Source organism: Synechococcus sp. H55.7, assembly GCF_047462395.1.
GTDB lineage: Bacteria > Cyanobacteriota > Cyanobacteriia > Thermostichales > Thermostichaceae > Thermostichus.
Genome location: NZ_JANSJD010000020.1, coordinates 1 through 17,031 on the forward strand (window position 1 = coordinate 1; position 17,031 = coordinate 17,031).

The 17,031-nt window shown below is 61.9% G+C and carries 14 protein-coding genes; 7 read left to right on the top strand and 7 right to left on the bottom strand.

The genetic code is table 11. From position 1 onward, the window contains the following. Positions 1 to 260: 260 nt before the first annotated feature. On the bottom strand, positions 261 to 1,067 hold the full coding sequence (locus tag NW851_RS10280; protein WP_414338270.1) for a lysostaphin resistance A-like protein: 807 nt from the start codon (positions 1,065 to 1,067) through the stop codon (positions 261 to 263). Positions 1,068 to 1,082: 15 nt separating this feature from the next. Continuing rightward, entirely contained in the window at positions 1,083 to 1,364 is a 282-nt protein-coding gene (gene clpS, locus NW851_RS10285) for an ATP-dependent Clp protease adapter ClpS (RefSeq protein ID WP_414333897.1), read from the bottom strand. Between the two features lie 274 nt (positions 1,365 to 1,638). Between clpS and NW851_RS10290 the strand changes: the two genes are divergently transcribed. Together NW851_RS10290 and NW851_RS10295 are read left to right on the top strand one after the other, a co-directional pair. Then, positions 1,639 to 3,366, top strand: a complete 1,728-nt coding sequence (locus NW851_RS10290) for an alkaline phosphatase D family protein (protein WP_414338272.1) — start codon at positions 1,639 to 1,641, stop codon at positions 3,364 to 3,366. A gap of 313 nt (positions 3,367 to 3,679) precedes the next feature. Beyond that, positions 3,680 to 3,949 carry a hypothetical protein gene (locus NW851_RS10295; RefSeq protein ID WP_414338274.1) on the top strand — a complete coding sequence of 90 codons (270 nt, stop codon included), beginning with the start codon at positions 3,680 to 3,682 and terminating at the stop codon, positions 3,947 to 3,949. An 80-nt stretch (positions 3,950 to 4,029) separates the two neighbouring features. On the opposite strand, the gene NW851_RS10300 is transcribed toward NW851_RS10295, so the two are convergent. From NW851_RS10300 to NW851_RS10310, 3 genes are all read right to left on the bottom strand, one after another. Next, positions 4,030 to 6,324 carry a glycosyltransferase family 2 protein gene (locus NW851_RS10300; RefSeq protein WP_414338277.1) on the bottom strand — a complete coding sequence of 765 codons (2,295 nt, stop codon included), beginning with the start codon at positions 6,322 to 6,324 and terminating at the stop codon, positions 4,030 to 4,032. Positions 6,325 to 6,385: 61 nt separating this feature from the next. Continuing rightward, the gene (locus NW851_RS10305) at positions 6,386 to 8,332 is read right to left on the bottom strand and encodes a cellulose biosynthesis cyclic di-GMP-binding regulatory protein BcsB (protein ID WP_414338280.1); all 1,947 of its coding nucleotides are present in this window, start codon (positions 8,330 to 8,332) and stop codon (positions 6,386 to 6,388) included. Positions 8,333 to 8,469: 137 nt separating this feature from the next. Beyond that, a complete protein-coding gene (locus tag NW851_RS10310; RefSeq protein WP_414333931.1) occupies positions 8,470 to 8,850 on the bottom strand; it encodes a cupin domain-containing protein in 381 nt (126 codons plus the stop codon). 263 nt (positions 8,851 to 9,113) lie between these two features. On the opposite strand from NW851_RS10310, the gene NW851_RS10315 reads away from it, so the two are divergent. The 4 genes from NW851_RS10315 (at position 9,114) to NW851_RS10330 (ending at position 14,413) form a co-directional block, all read left to right on the top strand. Next, complete coding sequence (locus NW851_RS10315) at positions 9,114 to 10,721, top strand: hypothetical protein (RefSeq protein WP_414338283.1); 1,608 nt, start codon at positions 9,114 to 9,116, stop codon at positions 10,719 to 10,721. Continuing rightward, a complete protein-coding gene (locus NW851_RS10320) occupies positions 10,718 to 11,827 on the top strand; it encodes a hypothetical protein (protein ID WP_414338286.1) in 1,110 nt (369 codons plus the stop codon). Before NW851_RS10315 ends, NW851_RS10320 begins: the two co-directional genes overlap by 4 nt. A 144-nt stretch (positions 11,828 to 11,971) precedes the next feature. Next, the gene (gene accC / locus NW851_RS10325; RefSeq protein WP_414333908.1) at positions 11,972 to 13,327 is read left to right on the top strand and encodes an acetyl-CoA carboxylase biotin carboxylase subunit; all 1,356 of its coding nucleotides are present in this window, start codon (positions 11,972 to 11,974) and stop codon (positions 13,325 to 13,327) included. 93 nt (positions 13,328 to 13,420) lie between these two features. Further along, complete coding sequence (locus tag NW851_RS10330) at positions 13,421 to 14,413, top strand: tyrosine-type recombinase/integrase (RefSeq protein WP_414333909.1); 993 nt, start codon at positions 13,421 to 13,423, stop codon at positions 14,411 to 14,413. A 37-nt stretch (positions 14,414 to 14,450) separates the two neighbouring features. Here the strand turns inward: NW851_RS10330 and NW851_RS10335 are convergent, their stop codons facing one another. Beyond that, a complete protein-coding gene (locus NW851_RS10335; RefSeq protein WP_414338290.1) occupies positions 14,451 to 14,876 on the bottom strand; it encodes a hypothetical protein in 426 nt (141 codons plus the stop codon). Between the two features lie 99 nt (positions 14,877 to 14,975). On the opposite strand from NW851_RS10335, the gene NW851_RS10340 reads away from it, so the two are divergent. Further along, entirely contained in the window at positions 14,976 to 15,611 is a 636-nt protein-coding gene (locus tag NW851_RS10340; RefSeq protein WP_414338292.1) for an exopolysaccharide biosynthesis protein, read from the top strand. A gap of 128 nt (positions 15,612 to 15,739) precedes the next feature. On the opposite strand, the gene NW851_RS10345 is transcribed toward NW851_RS10340, so the two are convergent. Further along, entirely contained in the window at positions 15,740 to 16,960 is a 1,221-nt protein-coding gene (locus NW851_RS10345) for an S-layer homology domain-containing protein (RefSeq protein ID WP_414338295.1), read from the bottom strand. Between the last annotated feature and the right edge of the window lie 71 nt (positions 16,961 to 17,031).

Below are 17,031 nucleotides of genomic sequence, written 5' to 3' on the forward strand. Positions count from 1 at the left end.
CGCCAGCCGCTCCTCACAATCAGTCCCAGCCGCGTCCAGCACCACCCTCACCCCCGTCCCCTCTCCCTGAGGGACGACCCTCACCCCCGGCCCCTCTCCCTGACGGACGACCCTCACCCCCGGCCCCTCTCCCTGAGGGACGACCCTCACCCCCGGCCCCTCTCCCTGAGGGATCCCTCACCCCCGGCCCCTCTCCCTGAGGGATGACCCTCACCCCCGGCCCCTCTCCCTGAGGGAGAGGGGAGATGCTTCGGCGTTGTTCAGCTTCTGTCGGTGGCCAACCTCTTGAGAACAAGGAAGGTGCCGCCCAGGAAGAGCAGGCCCATCAGCCCGGCTAGGGGGTTGCCGCCGATGCCGGTGAGCCACTCTGGCGCCCTGCCGGTGTACTCGATCCAAGCCAAGTTGTTGACCCAGGTGATGCCCCACACCCAGCCGGCGTGCAGCCCCAGGCTGAGTCCTAGCTTGTTTTGGTTCCACACCTTGGCCTGGGCCAGCAGCAGGCCCATCAGCCACAGTCCCGGAAACTGGGGCCAGGTGGCGAGGATCTCTGCTGGCGGCTTCAAAAAGTGGGCCAAAGCAAAGAGAAGGCTGGATCCCCACAGAGCGCTTGTCCAGCCGTAGTCCAAGGCCATCTCCTGCAGCAGCCAGCCGCGGAACAACAGCTCTTCTGCTAGAGCCACCGCCAGGCCCACCCCTAGCCCCAGCAAGCCATAGCCCAGCAGGGATCCCCCTTCCACCGGCCGCCAGCTCAGCCAGCCCAGGGCCCCCTCCAGGCCAAAGAGCAGAAAAAGCCCGCCCACACCCATCCCCAGGCCCCAGAGGATCCCAGCTCGGCAGGCCCAACTCTTGTCCAGGCCATAGGCGGCAAACCCAGATCCCCACAGCCACAGCCAAAGGAGCAGTAGAGCATACAGCGGCAGCCAGAGGTACTCTCGGCCAAAGAAAAATCCCCCCAGGCCGACCCACGGTAGCCAGGCCAAAAGGGGGATCCCCAAAAACAGCAACAGCCGCAGCGGCAAGGGAAAGGCCTTGAGTTTGCCAATCAGCTCAGCAGTCGGCAGGCCCACCCAAACCGCTCCTAACTAGCGTTCCGGCTCGATCGAGCTGGTGAGGCCGTGCTGGCGCAGCTGCTCGCAGTAAAACTCCGCGTGCTCCCGCGGCACCACGATGACCACAGCAACGCCGTTGTTGTGGGCTTCCAACATGATCTCGGTGGCTTGCGGCGGCATCATCGATGGAATGACCTTCACCAGCACCTGCACCACGTACTCCATGGTGTTGACATCGTCGTTGTGCAGCAACACCCGGTACATGGGCATATGCTTCGGGGTTACAGAAGGCTTAACCAGAGTCTCCGTAGCCACGACGATCCCTCCTTGGGTCAACAAGAGGTTCCAGAACGCAAAACCGAAAACAAAGCCAAAAAGCAAAAAACCTTAATGGAATTTTAGCCTTCGCAGGAAGGGCTATGAAAAGGCCGCGGAGAACCCAAGCCTCAGGTCTGGCGTTCTTAAACAGAAGCTAACCCAGTTTTCACCGGCCCACAACCTCAGTTTGGGCGCAGAAGTGCTTGACTAGGGGCAATTGGCCATTGTTGCGGATCCCTTTACATTTGCCGGCGTCGCTGAGGTTAGCTGTATGAGTTCCCTGCGTTCCCGTCGCTTTTTCCTGCAGTTGCTGATGTTTGGCGGTGGGGCAGCCGCCCTGGCCGCCTGTGAGGGCACCTCCAGTTCTTCTATCCCGCCGCTGGGAGAGCCGGGATTTCCCCAGGGGGTGTTTGCCGGGGATCCCACCTCTGAGGGGGCGGTGCTTTCCACGCGAGTGGTGCCGGCCAGCAGCGTGGATACGGTGCCTGTGACGCTGCAGATGGCGGAAAATGCCGAGTTCAACCCCATTCTGCAGCAGGTTGCGCTGACTGCCCGCCGCGTGGCCGGTCGCAACTACCGCACCGAGCCGGGCGACTACATTGCCCGCGCCGTTGTTACCGGCCTGAGGCCGGCGCAGCGCTATTTCTACCGCTTTGTCAGTGAGGGGTTTACCAGCCCTGTGGGCCAGTTCCGCACCCTGCCGGCTCCGGGCGATGGGCGGCCCATCCGCTTCTTGCACATTAGCTGCGCCAATGAGCCTCCTTTCCCCATTGGGGCGGCCCTGTTGGCTGAGGTTAACCGCGGCGATATCGATTTCATCTCCTTCAACGGCGACACCGTCTACGCGGATCGCTTCTGGCTGGGGCTGGATCCCATCGGCAACCTGGAGTTTTACCGCAGCCTCTATCGGGATCAGCGGGATCCCAAGTATGCCGGGCCGGAGTTCCCGCAGTTGTTCAGTCGCACTTCCTTTGTCGTTAACTGGGATGACCACGAGGTGATCGACAACTACAGCGGCCAGAAGGCCCGCGGCGGCCGCGCCGTCCAGCTCAACGACACCACCGGGCAAACCCGCGACGTGGAAGATTTTAGGGTGCTGGGCTACCAGGCCTTTTTTGAGTACAACCCCATCACCCCCACCTTGACGGATGTACCGGGGGTAGATAGCCGGGATCGGGTGTTTCGCAGCTTCCGCTACGGCGCCAACGCCGAAGTCTTTATCCTCGACCTGCGCCAGTACCGCGACTTGGCTGCTGTGACCCCGATCCTGCCCATTTTGCCCCCTGGCTTGACCCGCCAGCGCTTTTTGGAGCTGGCCGGCATCCGCCTCACGCCCCAGCAGGAGACCCTGTTCTTCGGCCCGCCGGGATCGGAAGAGGCGCTGTTTAACCTGCTGCGCCGCACGCCGCGCATTCTTTTGGGAGAACCCCAAAAGCAGTGGTTGTTCAACGGCCTGCGCAGCTCCACCGCCACCTACAAGTTCATCGTCAGCGAGTTTCCCATCACGGTGACCTATTTCCGCTCCAACGACGTCTGGGAGGGCTACTGGCTGGAGCGGCAGGAGGTGATCGACTTTATTGAGCGCAACAACATCCGCAACGTGGTGTTCCTAACCGGCAACAACCACGCCGGCTTTATCGGCCAGGTCAACCCCGGCAGCAGCAACCCCATCTGGGAGGTGTGGACTGGCCCCACCGGACGCAGCGTGACCGCCTTGAGCATTGACGAGTTGGGCAGCCAACTGGGGATCCCCAACGCCAGCCGCCTCTACTACCGGATTGTGAATGGCTTTCTCGCCCCTGTGAACCCTGCCAATCCAGAAGTGAGCGGGATCCCTGGCGTAACGACAGGCAACCTGCGCTTTTTGGAGCTGGCGGTGCCCAACTACACCCTCATTGAAGTCTCCGGCAGCCGCTGCACCCTTCAGATCAAGGGCCCCACCGGCAGCGTCCTCACCGATCCCCTGGGGCGCCGCGGAGAACTGGTGCTGCCCCAGTGAGAACAATCAAGGGCTTTGGGCAGGTTTTCTCACTCTCATTCTGATCGAAATTCAGGGATCCCTGCGCAAGTTGGGATCCCCTTTTGTAACCCTTTTTTGCAACTTGTAAGGAAGATGCCGGCTGTGATCGCAATCAGCCAGGGAGCGAAAACGTTAATGCTAGCGTGTAGGTAGGGCAGGGATCCCTGTTGCGGCAAAGAAAACTTCATGGAAGGAGGAAAATCCGATGGTTGCTCTGCGGGGTTGGCTGGCAGCGGGCATGATCGGCGCGGCTGCAATCCTGGGTGGTGGTGAAGCGTGGGCCCAAAGTAGCTTGTGGTTACTGAACGGGCAATCGACCTGGGTTAACGGTTATTTCTACCCAGGCGAGAACATCTGGGCCGAGTGCGACCTCGACTGCCACGACGTGGATCTGGTGCTTTACGATCGCAACGGTCGGGTGGTAGCGGAAGATACGCTCTTGGACGATTTCCCCATCGTCCAGGCTCCCTATGAGGGCAATTTCGCAATCCAAGTAATCATGGCCGGCTGCCGCCACCCACGCGGCTGTGCTGTCGTCGTCGATTCTGACTACGGCTTCTAGCGCTTCCCTCGCCCCTAGCCCCTCTCCCTCTTGGAAGAGGGGAAGGAGGTACCGCCTGCTGTAGGGATGAAGGGGGCTGGCTAGGCGGGTTTGTGGCTGGCTTCCTGCACTTTGGCGTGGGTGAATTTGCTCAAGCCATGGATGGTTTTTTCCCAGTAGAAGGGCTTGGTAAAAAGCTGCCACAGGGCCATGTAGGCTGCCATGGAGTGCAGTTGCCAGTAAATGGGGTTGAGGAGAGCATAGAAGGCCAAGTCGTAGTAGCCCCGCCGAAAAACGGCCACCAAGTTCAAGTAGATCCCAATGGCATTGCCCACCAAGAGGTTAAACAAGCCCAAGTAAATTAGCCAACTGGGAAAAATGTTTTGCAGCCAATGGGCGCGGGTGAGCAGCCAGTAGAAAAACAGCAGCCACATGATGGGGCTGGTGAGGAAGGTGAAGAAGCTGCCGCCGATAAAAAATTGGTAGGCCAGCCAGTTCTTGAGGCCCAGCTTGCGCAAAGAGCGCAGCGGGTTGCGGTTGTGCACCAGCCAGGTCTGCATATAGCCTTTGATCCAGCGGGAGCGCTGCCGGATCCAGTTTTTAAGGGCGCAGTTGGCCTCTTCGTAGGTGGTGGAGTTGATCACCCCCACCGTGTAGCCGTGCTGGCTGGCGCGAATGCCTAGATCGGCATCTTCGGTGACGTTAAAGGGATCCCATCCCTGCAATTCCCGCAGGCGGTCGGTGCGGAAGTGGTTGCTGGTGCCCCCCAGAGGAATGGGCATTTTCAAGGTTTCCAGGCCCGGCAGCAGGTAATCAAACCAATAGGAATACTCCAGAGTAAACATGCGGGTAAGAAAGTTCTCGTTGCGGTTGAAATAGTTGAGGGCCGCCTGGACGCAGACCAAGCTGGGATCCCCTTTTTTAAAGGCAATGATGGCTTTTTTCAGTTGATCCGGATCGGGGATGTCTTCGGCATCGTAGATGGTGAGGTATTCGCCGCGGGCAAAGGCCAGGCCGTAGTTGCAGGCTTTGGGCTTGGTCTTGGGCTTGCTATCCGGCACGATCAATAGGCGCACGTAGCGGGGCGGCTTGGCGGCGCGGGCGGCCTCGATGGTGGCCTGGTCGTTTTCTTCCAACAGGATCAGCACGTCTAGGCGCTCGTGGGGGTAGTCCAGCTTGGAGAGGGAGTTGATGAGAATCGGCATCACCTCCGGCTCTTTGTAGACCGGCACCAGGATGGTGTAGATGGGCAAGCTGCGGTCATCGAGGGCGGCCACTTCTTCGTCGGTAATCTGGTGGAAGCGATCGGCGGATCCCACCAAGCTGAGCAGCAGTTTGAAGAAAATCGAGGCTATGTAGAAGAGGTTAATCAAAAGCACCAAGATCGTCAGAGTTGTCCAGGGAGCGCTGGCCAAACTCCACAGCAGCAGCAGCAGCAGGCCATAGCCGACGGCAATTTGCGAGGGGGTAAACACCCGCGAGGCCGATTCCTCCGGCAGGCGGGCCAGCAGCTTGTACACCGCCTCTTGGCTAAAGCGGGATCCCTGATCTTGGCTGAGGAGCTGGGTAATATCCTGCTCGGTGCCCAGCACCTTTTCTATCCGCAACCCTGGCCGCCAACTGTAGAGCAGCTCGTCCACCGCCCAGTCCAGGGGGTCGTTGACCATCACGGTGAGGGTGTGCTCGTCCGTCCAGCTCAGGGGGTAGAAGAGGTGGTGCATCATCAGCTCCGGATCGAACTGGCGGCTCAGGCTCTCGTCCCGGTAGAGCAGCCCTGTTCCCATCAGCTCCGAGACGGAAGGGTAGCCCAGCAAGTGGGCCAGAATGCTGAGATACTCGGGGGTGGAGAGGTAGCTCAGCCGGGTCAGCACCTGCCCCAGGCTGGATCCGGTGCGGCGGCGGATCTCCAGAGCCTGCTGCCACTGCTCCAGGGTAAGGCGGCTGCCCAGCAGCTCAGCAGCCAGCTTGCGCTCGAGGATAACTGTCAAGATCTGCTTTTCGGTGGCCGGGATCTCCCACAGCTTTTCGGCCTCTGGGCAAAGGCGTTTCACAGCCTGCCAGACGCCAGGAAAGCCGGGCTCTTCCGTGGCCACCACAACGGTTTGCGGGTTGAGCCAGCCACAGGGCAAAAAGCGCACCGGCAGGAGATCGCTGGGTTCCACTAGCCAAGGCAGCTCTAGATCTAGAGGCTGCTTGAGCAGCCAGTCCCGCAGCTTGGGCCGATCCAAAATCTGGCGACACAGGTCGGCAAACTTGCCAGGATGCATGACCCGCAAGCTCCAAAAAGCCCTGGGCAAGGAGCAGCCCACCTCTTCGCGGTACTCCTCCGCTGCCGCCAGTTGCTGGCGGGTGAGATAGCCCGCGCGCAAAAGCGAGGACTTAAGGGACTGGAGCATGGCCTAAAACCTGCGGTTTGGCTCAAGTCTGGCTCAACCGCAAGCCCATGCCTAGCCCCCCCTAGGAAGGGATGGGCGACTCGGGGCGGCGGGCCAAGCGGCGATAGACATTCCAGGCTCCCGCTGCCAGCAGAATAGCCAGCAGCAGCACCAGCCAATAGCGGTACTGCCACACCAAAAGCTGCCAACTGAAGCGGCCTGGGTAGCGCACCCGGTAGCCCTGGGGGGTGAGATCCCAGCTCTGCACCTGGGTGAGGGCGGGGGCGGCGGCGTAGGCGGTGAGCACATTTCCCTGCAGTTGGTTGGCCAGGCGGGTGCGTGGATCGGCAAGGCCGCGGCTGAGGCGCTCTGCCAGGGCCGGATCAGATCCCCACCAGGATAGCCAGAGGGTAGGCCTGCCTTGGAGCAAAAAGTACTGCAAGAGGCCGAGGTTTTCCTGGGGTTGGGCGGCCAGGGCCACCTGCTGGTTCAAGGGGTTGAGGATCTCGAACTGGGATCCCAGCCGGATGGGGCTGTAAGGGAGCTCCACCTGCTCCGGGGCAGCGACAAGGATCTGCCAGGCGAAGTCGCCTGTTTCCAACTGGGTCTTTTCCTGGGGCAGAAACTGAAGGGTGGGCAGGAGCGGTTGGGCGGCCAGCCGGCTCAAGGCCCCCACCAGGTAGGCGGCAGCCGGCAGCCGTTGGGGATCCCCCAGCCAAACCCGTCCGGATCCCTGCAGCACCGCCGGGATCTCCTGCAGCTCGCCACTGGGGGCTTGGTAGCCGCTCCAGAGAAAGCCGGAGCTATCCGAGCGCACCTGAACCGTCAGCGGCGTCAGGGATCCCTGGCAATTGCCGGGGCTGGCCCCGTAGTCAAAGCGCAGCTCCAGTTGGTTGAAGCGGCGCAGCAGGCGGGTGGGCAGGGTCACGGTCTCGTTGAGCTGGCTGCGACCGGTGAGGTTGTAGGTGCGCAGCAGAACACCGTTGAAGAACACATAGCCCGTCAGGCGATCCCCGGCCCGACCATCCACCGGGTTCATGATCACATCCAGTTGGGCCGCCAGATCCCGCGGGCGCCCCCCCAACTGCGCCAGGTTGAGGTTGAAAACCAAAGACTGGCTGCCAAAGCCCCGCAGCAGGGGATCCACGATCCCCAACTCCCGCAAGCTGAGGCGGTTGGCCTTGAGAGCCCGCTTCCAGTCCGCCACCGCCGCCACCCGGATGCCGCGGCTCACCAGCCCCGCCCGCTTCCACTCTTCATAGAGGGCAAGAATGGCCTCGCGGCGGGCGGCCACCCGCAGCCGCGATCCCTCTGAAGTTACTTGATGCTGCAGGTGGGGGGTAAAGTTGGCCGGCTCCAGAATCACTTGAGGCCCTTCCCCTGGACGGTTGCTCCAGAGGATGGGGGTCTGAGGGAAGAGGTGGGCCAGTAAGCTGTACAGGCCCAGCGCTGCTTCCGCCACCTCAGGAGAGGGGTTGGCGGGCACCACCAGCGTGAGCTGGGGGTACATCAGGCGCAGAAAGCCGGCCACTGTAGCATCGGGCACGCGGGGCACCAGCTCAAAAAAACTGTCCCGCCCTACCCTCAGCAGCAGGTTGCCGGTGTTGAGGTCGGCACAGATGTCGTCGCTGATGCTCAAAAACGGCTGCACCGACACCGTGATAAAGCGCTCACCCGGCGGCAGGTTAGGGATGGGCACCCGCACCACCGGCTCCTGGCGCAGATCTTGCACCAGAAAGATCCCCGCCAGCTCGTCGTTAATCAGCACCCGCACGGTAGAAGTGGGCTTGAGCACCGGCGAAGGTTCTAGGCGCAACTGCACAAAGCTGGCTTCTGGGTCGATGCCGTTGATGGGCGCAGGGACGGTGACATCCAGGCGCGGGTTGGATCCCTGCAGCAGCACCGAACGCTCGTAGCCCAGCCTCTGGAAAGCAAGGGGCTCCGCCCCCACTGCCTCTGTTGGCACGCAGCAGAGCAAGCCGGCCACCAACAGCCCCCACCCTCCTCTTCTCTGCCTTACCCTAGCCATCTGCGGGATCCCTAGCCCCTGCTCTGACGACAGAAAAAGCCTACACCTGCGGCGGGGGCAGTCGCCAAACTTCTAGGAGTATATGGCGCAAGAGTGATGAACTGGCCACAAGAAAGCCCCCTTCCTCAGGAACTCTCCTAGGCGCGGGCGTAGTCGTCCTCAAAGCGCACGATGTCGTCCTCCCCCAAGTATTCCCCGTTCTGCACCTCGATAATCACCAAGGGGATGGTGCCGGGGTTTTCCAGACGGTGCTTGGTGCAGGGGGGAATGTAGGTGGACTCGTTGGAGTTAAGCAGCACCACCTCCTCGCCCCGGGTAACGCGCGCCGTGCCCCGAACCACAATCCAGTGCTCGCTGCGGTGGTAGTGCATCTGCAGGCTAAGGCGATGGCCGGGCTTGACCTCGATGCGCTTGATTTTGTACATTGGGCCTTCATCCAAGATCCAGAAGGCTCCCCAGGGGCGGGTCTGAGCCTGAGAGGGCAAAAGCTCCAGTGCCGGAATTGCCGCGTTGTCCATGTCCCGCACAGACTGTAGCATTGAGGTCACACCTTGTTCCACTTCAGGGGCTCTCACATCCTCACCTGCAGCGCGGCAACTTTTCATCGACCATCTTGCTGAACCCAATACGCCAAAACTCGTAGAAAAAAAGTCTCGAGAAGGGGAATACTAACGCTCCCTTGCATCTCTAACAGTTTTTGCAAAACTTGCTTTTAGGATTAACTAGGGTGTTCCAATGCCCTAGGCCGTCAAGTTTAGTGAAACTCGTTCATGGGGCATGGATGTTCGTAAACCGGCTTAAAGCCATCTTGCGGCTCGCGGCGCCGGTAGGGATCCCCTTGCTGCTCCTAGCTGGCCTCTTGTGGGGGCTAAAGGAAGGCTGGGGCTGGGTGAGCCTGGAGATGCAGTTCCTTAGCTACAAGGGATCCGTAGCCGCCCTGGGGCCGGATCCGCGCCTGCCCATTGTCGGCACCACCTTTCCCCCTTCGCTGGTGCTGGCCACGGCCATTTTGGGGCGCTCGCCGCTGGTGTTGCAGGCCATTTTGGGATCCCTGGTGTTGGACTGGATGGGGCAACAGTTGCGCCGTTTGCCTGTCGACTTGGGGTGGCGCTGGCTGTGGGGCCTGTTGCTGCTGCTGCAGCCGGCTTTGCTCCTGATGCTGCTGCGCAGCCCAGTTTGGACGGCCACCTCGCTATTAGTGGGGGTGAACATGGCCTTGTTGTTCCCTCTGGCGGATGGGAAACGGGCAGCGGAGAAGGACGAGCTGCCCGTTACCCTGCGGCTGCTGCTCATTGGGCTGGCCTTGGGGCCGCTGATGGTGCTGCGCTGGGAGAGCGGCTGGCTGTTGCCCTGGCTGGCAGGACTGCTGCTGGTGGCTTTTCGCCGCGAATCTTGGGGGTTTCGCTGGGTCTCGCTGCTGGTGGTGGGGTTTATCAGCCTGGCCCTGATCCTGAGCTGGCTGTATGTCAACTGGTTGGCGGTGGGGGATCCCTGGGCTTTTACCTACCAGGTGGGTAGCGGCCTGCGCCTGCCGCAGTTGCGGGAAGACCTGCAGCAGGCCGGCGGCTGGCAAGGGCTGGTGGAGCTGGGCAAGTGGCTGGCGGTGCTGGCCCCTGCCTATCTCCTGGTGGGGATGGGATCCCTGCTGGGCCGCTGGGTCTGGGCCTTGATCTGGGGGATGCCGCTGGTGGTTCTGCTGGCTTCCCTGGGGCAGGGGCTGTTTTTGCCGGAGCTGAGCCGCTTTGGTCTCGTCTGGGTGCCGCTGCCGTTGCTGATGGGGGCCTACTTAGTCCGCGGAGCCGGCCCCGGCTGGGCCAAGCGTCTGTTGATCACTGCCCTTTTGGGGCTGAACTGCCTCACCGCCGGCTATGGGCTAAGCCAAGAGCCACGATTTTTGGCGCCCCTGGTGCTCGAGGAGCGGGATCTCTGGGAGCGGCTGGTGGCAGGGGTGGCGCCCCTTAGCCGTGAGTTGGGAGCGGCCCAAGACCTGTACGAAGTGACCTCTGGGGGGCAGACTTTGGAAGCGTGGCGCCAGCAGCGGCAGGCAAAGCGTCAAGTAGGGGAATATCTCCGCCGCCACCTGGTGCCTGGCGAGAAGGTGTTGGTGGACGACGACATCCACTTTGAGGCTATCTTTTGGGCGGGGGATCCCCGCTTGTTCCTTACTCCCCACCAGTACGAGTTTGCCTTGGCTCTGCAACACCCCCAGGAGCGGGTGGACTACTTGCTGGTGGCGGGGCCGGCGGATCCCTTGCGGAGCGCCGACCGCATCCTGCAATTTTGGCCTGAGCTTACCTTTGAGGGGCTGCCGGGCTTTAGGGAGGTCTACAGCTCCCCGCAGGTGCGGCTGTGGGCCCGCCAGGCAGAGCTTGAGGAGGAAACGAGATGATCTGGAAACGGCAATGGCCGCGGCGACAGGTGCTGCAGATGGGCGGAGCGCTGCTGGCTGCCTCTGGAGTTGCCGGCTGTGGTCAGGGCTTCGAGAACGTTACCACTGGAAACCTGAACTTGTCAGAGCTCTTGGCCCGCTGGGAAGTGGGCACTGGCGAGGATCCCGGTCGCTTCCTCTGGGAAATCGAGTCGGATCCGCAGGTGGCAGTGGTGGCGCGGGACTGGGATCCCCATTTCTTGAGTGGCTGGCTCAACAGCTTTGACCACCGCCAGGGGGATCTCTCCTTCTGGCGTAACTGGCACCAGGCGGGGCTTTTGCGGCAGTGGTTTGAGCGGGGCTACAGCCTGCACATCATCACCTGGGAAGACGACACCACCCGCCCCTGCGGCGACTACCACCTCTCGCCGCAGTTTATCCAGGACGTAGCCGAGCTGGCCGGGTATATTGCCCAAGCCAACCCCCAGGGCCGCCCCACCTACTGGAGCCTGGCCACTGAGTTTTCCTACTGGCGCGTCCCTGCCGACGCCTACAACGCCGACACTGCCCCCTACTACCGCGCTCTGATGCGCAACATCTTAAGAGCCCGCCAGGCCATCAAGGAGCGGCTGCCCGAGGCCGAAGTGGCCCTCTGCTGGGGCGGCTGGATTGCCACCTTTGACGATCGCCGCCGCGGGGCAGGGCGCAGCATGGTAGAGCCTTTTGCCGAGACGATGAGCCAAATGGACGGGATCGCCTTCCAGTCGATGCGCCAGCGGCGACCGGGGGAGTTTAACCCGGAGCTCAACGGCCCGGATCCGGGTAACCCCGAGCAGATCCGCCTCTGCTGCCGCCTCTTTGCCCCCATCCACCGCAACCTGATGCTGGCCCACTACGAGCCCTCGATTAAGGACAAGCACCCCAACGGTGGCCGGGCCGACACCGTCCAGGGGGATTTCGCGATCATGAGCCGGCCCGAGTGGCTGCAGGAGGTGTCGCAACTGGGATTGCGGCGCCTGTCCCTGATGCACTACGGCCTCTACAAGGGGGATCCCTATGGGGCGCTGACGGCAGCCCGGCAATTCCGGGCCCGCGTAGGTTTGCCGGCTATTGCCCAGAGGGTGTAGGCGTTGGCTGAATTGACCAGATGTGGGATCCCCATCTGGATCCTTCCGTCTGCTTGCCATAGTAGGATCAGCACCTGCGTACCCTACCTTGCACGGACCGCTGGTCTTTAGCGGCCGAGATTTTTCTAACCTCAAACGCCCCTCATGCCGCCCATCACCAAGATCCTGATCGCCAACCGAGGCGAGATTGCCCTGCGCATCATCCGCACCTGTCAGGAAATGGGGATCCGCACCGTGGCCGTCTACTCCACTGCGGATCAGAACTCGCTGCATGTCCAACTGGCGGACGAGGCCGTCTGTGTAGGGGATGCCCCGGTGGCCAAAAGCTACCTCAACATTCCCAACATCATCTCGGCAGCCCTTACCCGCGGTGCCAATGCCATTCACCCGGGCTACGGGTTCTTGGCGGAGAATGCCAAGTTTGCCGAGATGTGTGCCGACCACAACTTGATCTTCATCGGCCCCTCGCCAGAGGCGATGCGCAAAATGGCCGACAAAGCCACGGCCCGCGAGACTATGCAAGCGGTGGGCGTGCCGACCGTGCCCGGCAGCCGCGGCTTGATCACCTCTGATGAAGAAGCAGTGAAGCTGGCGGAGAAAATCGGTTACCCCGTGATCATCAAAGCCACTGCCGGCGGCGGGGGGCGGGGCATGCGGGTGGCCAGAGATGCCCAAGAATTGCTGAAGATGATGCGCACCGCCCAGGGGGAAGCCCAGGCGGCCTTTGGCGATGGGGGCATCTACCTGGAGAAGTTTATCGAGCGCCCCCGCCATGTGGAGTTTCAGATCTTGGCCGACAGCCACGGCAATGTGGTGCACCTGTACGAGCGGGATTGCTCAATTCAGCGGCGGCACCAAAAGCTGCTGGAAGAGGCCCCCAGCCCGGCTTTGACCACGAGCTTGCGCGCCCGCATGGGAGCAGCAGCGGTGAAGGCAGCCAAGGCGGTGAACTACGTGGGGGCGGGCACGGTGGAGTTTTTGCTGGATAAAAACGGCCAGTTCTACTTCATCGAGATGAACACCCGCATCCAGGTGGAGCACCCGGTTACCGAGATGGTGACGGGGCTGGATTTGATTGCCGAGCAAATTCGCATCGCCCAAGGTCAACCCCTGACCTTTCGCCAGAAGGATGTGGAACTGCGGGGCCATGCCATCGAGTGCCGCATCAACGCCGAGGATCCCAAGCAGCAGTTTCGCCCTTGCGCGGGCACCATCAGCGCCTATTTGCCCCCTGGGGGGCCGGGGGTGCGCATGGACTCCCACATTTACACCGACTACACCATTCCCCCCTACTACGATTCGCTGCTGGGCAAGCTGATCGTCTGGGGGCCTAACCGGGCGGCAGCTATCCGCCGCATGCAGCGGGCGCTGGGGGAATGCGCCATCACCGGCGTGCCCACCACGATCCCTTTCCACCAGCAGATCCTGCGCCACGAGGCTTTTTTGCGGGGCGAGGTGTACACGGATTTCATCACCCAACACCTGCTGCCCAGCCAGTAGCAATCCAATCAGAAGTCGTTTGGGATCCCGCTTTGAACTGCGGCTTGCCGGAAGTTAAGGTTAAGCGTGAGTTGAGGGTTGCTGGTCTTGCAGATGAGGGATCCCCGGCCCGACTCGGTTCAACAGGCCCATCTCCAGCGTCAGCCGAGCTGCCCTGTGCCCAGCCTCAGCCAGTTGGTGCTGCAATTTTTGCAGGAGCGGGAGCGGGATCTGGCCCCAGCCAGCCGCCGCACCTACCGCATTGCTCTGGAGCAGTTTGCCAAAACTTGCCCGGTGCCGCTGGGACAGGTGCAGCCGTCCCACGTTCAGTCTTTTTTAAACAGCTTGAGGGGGCGTCCGTTGCGCAACCGTTCGGGCCAGTGGATCCATCCGCCTGCCTCTCCCGCTACCTACAACCTGAAGCGGCTGGCGCTGCAACAATTTTTTGAATGGGCCAGCCAGCGAGGCTACTTTCCGGATCCCTTGCCCACCCAGGCCATTCGACCTGCCCGCCTGCCCGCTCGTCTGCCCCGCGACCTGGATCGGCTGTTGTTGCAGCGGGTTCTGCAACGGGCCCAGAGCCATTCTCTGCGCTACGCAGCCTTAATCCGCCTGCTGTTGGAGTGCGGCCTACGGGCGCAGGAGCTGTTGGACTTGACAGTACAGGATTTTCAGATCAGCCCTGAGGGATCCCTGTTGGAGGTGCGCTGTGGCAAGGGAAGTAAACCTCGCGCTGTGGCGGTCGGGGATCCCCTCTCCGAGCTGCTGCAACAATATCTGAGCCAAGAACGGGGCCCGTGCGCGCCGACGGATCCCTTGTTTGTCTCCCAATCCCGCTGCCCGGCCTACCGGGGTCGTCCCCTCACCTACGATGGCCTACGTCATATTGTGCTTAAGCTCACCGAGCCTGAGCCGGGCCACCAAACCCCCCACCAGTTTCGCCACAGCTTTGCCACCCTGCTGCTGGATCGCGGCGTTGCCCCTGAGCATATCCAGCACTTGCTGGGCCATACGACTGCCGCCATGACGATGCGCTACACCCAGCGGGCCAACTTGAGAGCAGCTATTGCCCGTTCCCGCGCGATCTTGGATCAGGGCTTGATTTAGGGATCCCTTGTCTGGCCTTTCTGCGGCACCCCAAAGGTCAGCTTTTGGGGATCAGCCGCTTGGGACAGGCGGCGCGGATGTGGGATTCGCTCAGATCGGGCATGAGGGCCAGGGCCCGTTGGGCATCGATTTGCGCTTCGCACACCGCCTCCAGCACCTGCTCGGCCATCAAGGAAAGGGGCATATCGGCGGTTTGCTCAGGATCGGTATCCTCTCTAATTTGTCGCACTCCCACCGGTGGGGGTGGCAACACCGGCGGAGCCGACTGGGGGGGCAAGGTGGTGGAGGTACCCACCTCCAACTGCGCTTCGGCCAGGGCCACACCGTGCCCTGCCACCAACAGGGATCCCAGCAGCAGGGATCCCCCCAACTTACCCATTTCTTTGCTGAGCGGGGCGCGCTTCTTCAGACCTTCTCCAAGGCCACCGCTGCCCAACCTCTTGCCCAGCGCTTCGCCGCTCATCTTAACCCCTCAAAGACCACCCCTTTGTTCAAGATATCCAACAAACCTTGGATTTGCAGTAGGCTATCGTTGGCTCCCAAACCGTTTGCAGACCCCCCTATGGCTCGTCTATCCCAAGAGCTAGCCCGATTTGCCTGCCTTCCCGCCAACCCAGAGCAGCCTGAGGGATCCCCACCCGTGGCGATCTGCATTGAAGAGATTCTCAAACTGGCGGGCGAGCGCAGCTTTGGCTTGTTTTTGGCGGTGCTGTCTTTTCCCTCGGCTTTACCTCTGCCGGCCCCTGGCTATTCCACTCCCTTTGGCGTGGTCATCCTACTGCTGGCCCTGCAAATGCTGGCAGGGCGAACCACTCCCTGGTTGCCGCCATGGGTGCTGCAGACATCCATTGAACGGAAGCAATTGCAAAAGTGGGTGCAGGCCGGGATCCCATGGTTGCAGCGCATTGAAAAAGTTGCCTGCCCCCGTTGGCAACGAGTCTGCACCAGCCGCCTGGGCCAGGTCTGGCTGGGCACCTGGATTGGTTTGATGGGCATTTCCATGATCATTCCCGTGCCCGGCACCAACACCCTGCCGGCGATGGGGATCTTCGTCACCGCCTTCGGTCTCCTGGAAGAAGATGGGCTCCTCTGCAGCCTGGGATCCCTGATCTGTGTGGCAGGGGGGCTACTGACCACTTCCATTTTGGTGGGCCTGTGGCTGGGGGGAACGACTCTGTTGGATTGGCTGAGAAGATAGCGCCCTAGCAGCCCCTCTCCCGGAGGGAGAGGGGAGTTGGGGATCGAGACAACGCCCAGCTTCACCGATGGAAAGACAGTGAGAAGTTGTATCGCCTGCGTCTTGTTGCAACGGACACCCCCGCGCCGCTAGCGGGATTGAGGAACTAGCGCCAGATCCTGGGTGAGGCGCAGCTCGATCACCTGGTTGGGATCCAACACCACCACCGGCGGCGCTGTCACGTTGCCGATCACCGCTCCGGCCACCCCTGCCCCCAGCACTTCTTCTGTGGCAATGGCATTATCGCCGGTTACCAAGCCGAGAACGGCGCCTGCTGCCGCGCCGATGGCCGCATCTTGGATGATCTTGCCTGTGGTGGTGTAGCGGGGATCCTTGACATCGCGGATTACATCCGATTGAGCGGCCAAGGGGAACAGTTGGTTGTTGACGATGATGCTTTCCGCCACAAAGCGCGTGCCGCCCGGCGCTGGCTCAAAGCGGCCATCCACCCGTGAGCCAAAAGGCACCAGGATGTCCCCCTGGCCGTTGCGAATTGGGTTGCGAACGATCAAGGACATAGGGCGAGTTTCGTTGGGGGCGATGAAGAGGCGCTCGTTGAAGGGGGTGGTGGTCTGTATCAGAGTGCCCGCCGCCAGCGTGGAAAGGCGCAGGTCAAAGCCGGGCTGAGGGGTGGAGAGCCAATTGCCTGGGTTCTGGGCCACCAGGGATCCCCGACTGAGCAGGGCCTGGTGGGTAAAAGCAGCCACCTCAGCACGGGTGGCAGGACGGTTGGGCTCCAAGAGCATGGGATCTGGGTAATTCACGATCAGGCCGGCGCGGTTGGCGGCTGCAATTAGCGTCAGGGCCCAGTTGGGAATGGCTGCCGCGTCACGGTAGCGGCTGAACAGCTCGCTCGGCTGGGCCGCGGGGATGGCACTTGTGTTGCCAAGGGCGTTGGTCAGGATCACCAGCGCCTCGGTGCGGGTAACGGGCTGTTCGGGTCGGAAGGTGCCGTCCGGGAAGCCGGCCACCAAGTTGTTGGCTGCCGCCGCGGAGATAGCGCTGGCCGCCCAGTGGTTGGAGGGCACATCCCGAAAGCCGATGAAGGCACCAGAGGTGTTGCGGAGGCGAAAGGCAGTGGTGACGAGGGTGGCAAACTGAGCACGGGTCACCGGCTCGTTGGGACGGAAGGTGCCATCCGGGAAGCCGTTCAACACCCCTTGAGCGGAGAGAGCCTCAATGTAGGTTTGGGCCCAGTGACCAAAAGTGTCGCGAAAAGGGGCGGCCATAGCCGCCTGGCAATGAATGCCCAGTGCGGCTCCCGATAGGAGTAGGCCGGCTGTGCGTGGGGTCAACAGAGAGGGAAACATCGTGCATTCACCAAGTTGTCGTAGCGCCCATTGCTGGGTCAATAGCTACTCTTATTCTGGCTATTTCCTCA

Bases quoted from the DNA above. Each gene is read 5' to 3' on its own strand.
- NW851_RS10290 (WP_414338272.1), top strand. From the start codon at position 1,639: ATGAGTTCCCTGCGTTCCCGTCGCTTTTTCCTGCAGTTGCTGATGTTT.
- NW851_RS10300 (WP_414338277.1), bottom strand. From the start codon at position 6,324: ATGCTCCAGTCCCTTAAGTCCTCGCTTTTGCGCGCGGGCTATCTCACC.
- NW851_RS10305 (WP_414338280.1), bottom strand. From the start codon at position 8,332: ATGGCTAGGGTAAGGCAGAGAAGAGGAGGGTGGGGGCTGTTGGTGGCC.
- NW851_RS10310 (WP_414333931.1), bottom strand. From the start codon at position 8,850: ATGGACAACGCGGCAATTCCGGCACTGGAGCTTTTGCCCTCTCAGGCT.
- NW851_RS10315 (WP_414338283.1), top strand. From the start codon at position 9,114: ATGTTCGTAAACCGGCTTAAAGCCATCTTGCGGCTCGCGGCGCCGGTA.
- NW851_RS10320 (WP_414338286.1), top strand. From the start codon at position 10,718: ATGATCTGGAAACGGCAATGGCCGCGGCGACAGGTGCTGCAGATGGGC.
- accC (WP_414333908.1), top strand. From the start codon at position 11,972: ATGCCGCCCATCACCAAGATCCTGATCGCCAACCGAGGCGAGATTGCC.
- NW851_RS10330 (WP_414333909.1), top strand. From the start codon at position 13,421: ATGAGGGATCCCCGGCCCGACTCGGTTCAACAGGCCCATCTCCAGCGT.
- NW851_RS10335 (WP_414338290.1), bottom strand. From the start codon at position 14,876: ATGAGCGGCGAAGCGCTGGGCAAGAGGTTGGGCAGCGGTGGCCTTGGA.
- NW851_RS10340 (WP_414338292.1), top strand. From the start codon at position 14,976: ATGGCTCGTCTATCCCAAGAGCTAGCCCGATTTGCCTGCCTTCCCGCC.
- NW851_RS10345 (WP_414338295.1), bottom strand. From the start codon at position 16,960: ATGTTTCCCTCTCTGTTGACCCCACGCACAGCCGGCCTACTCCTATCG.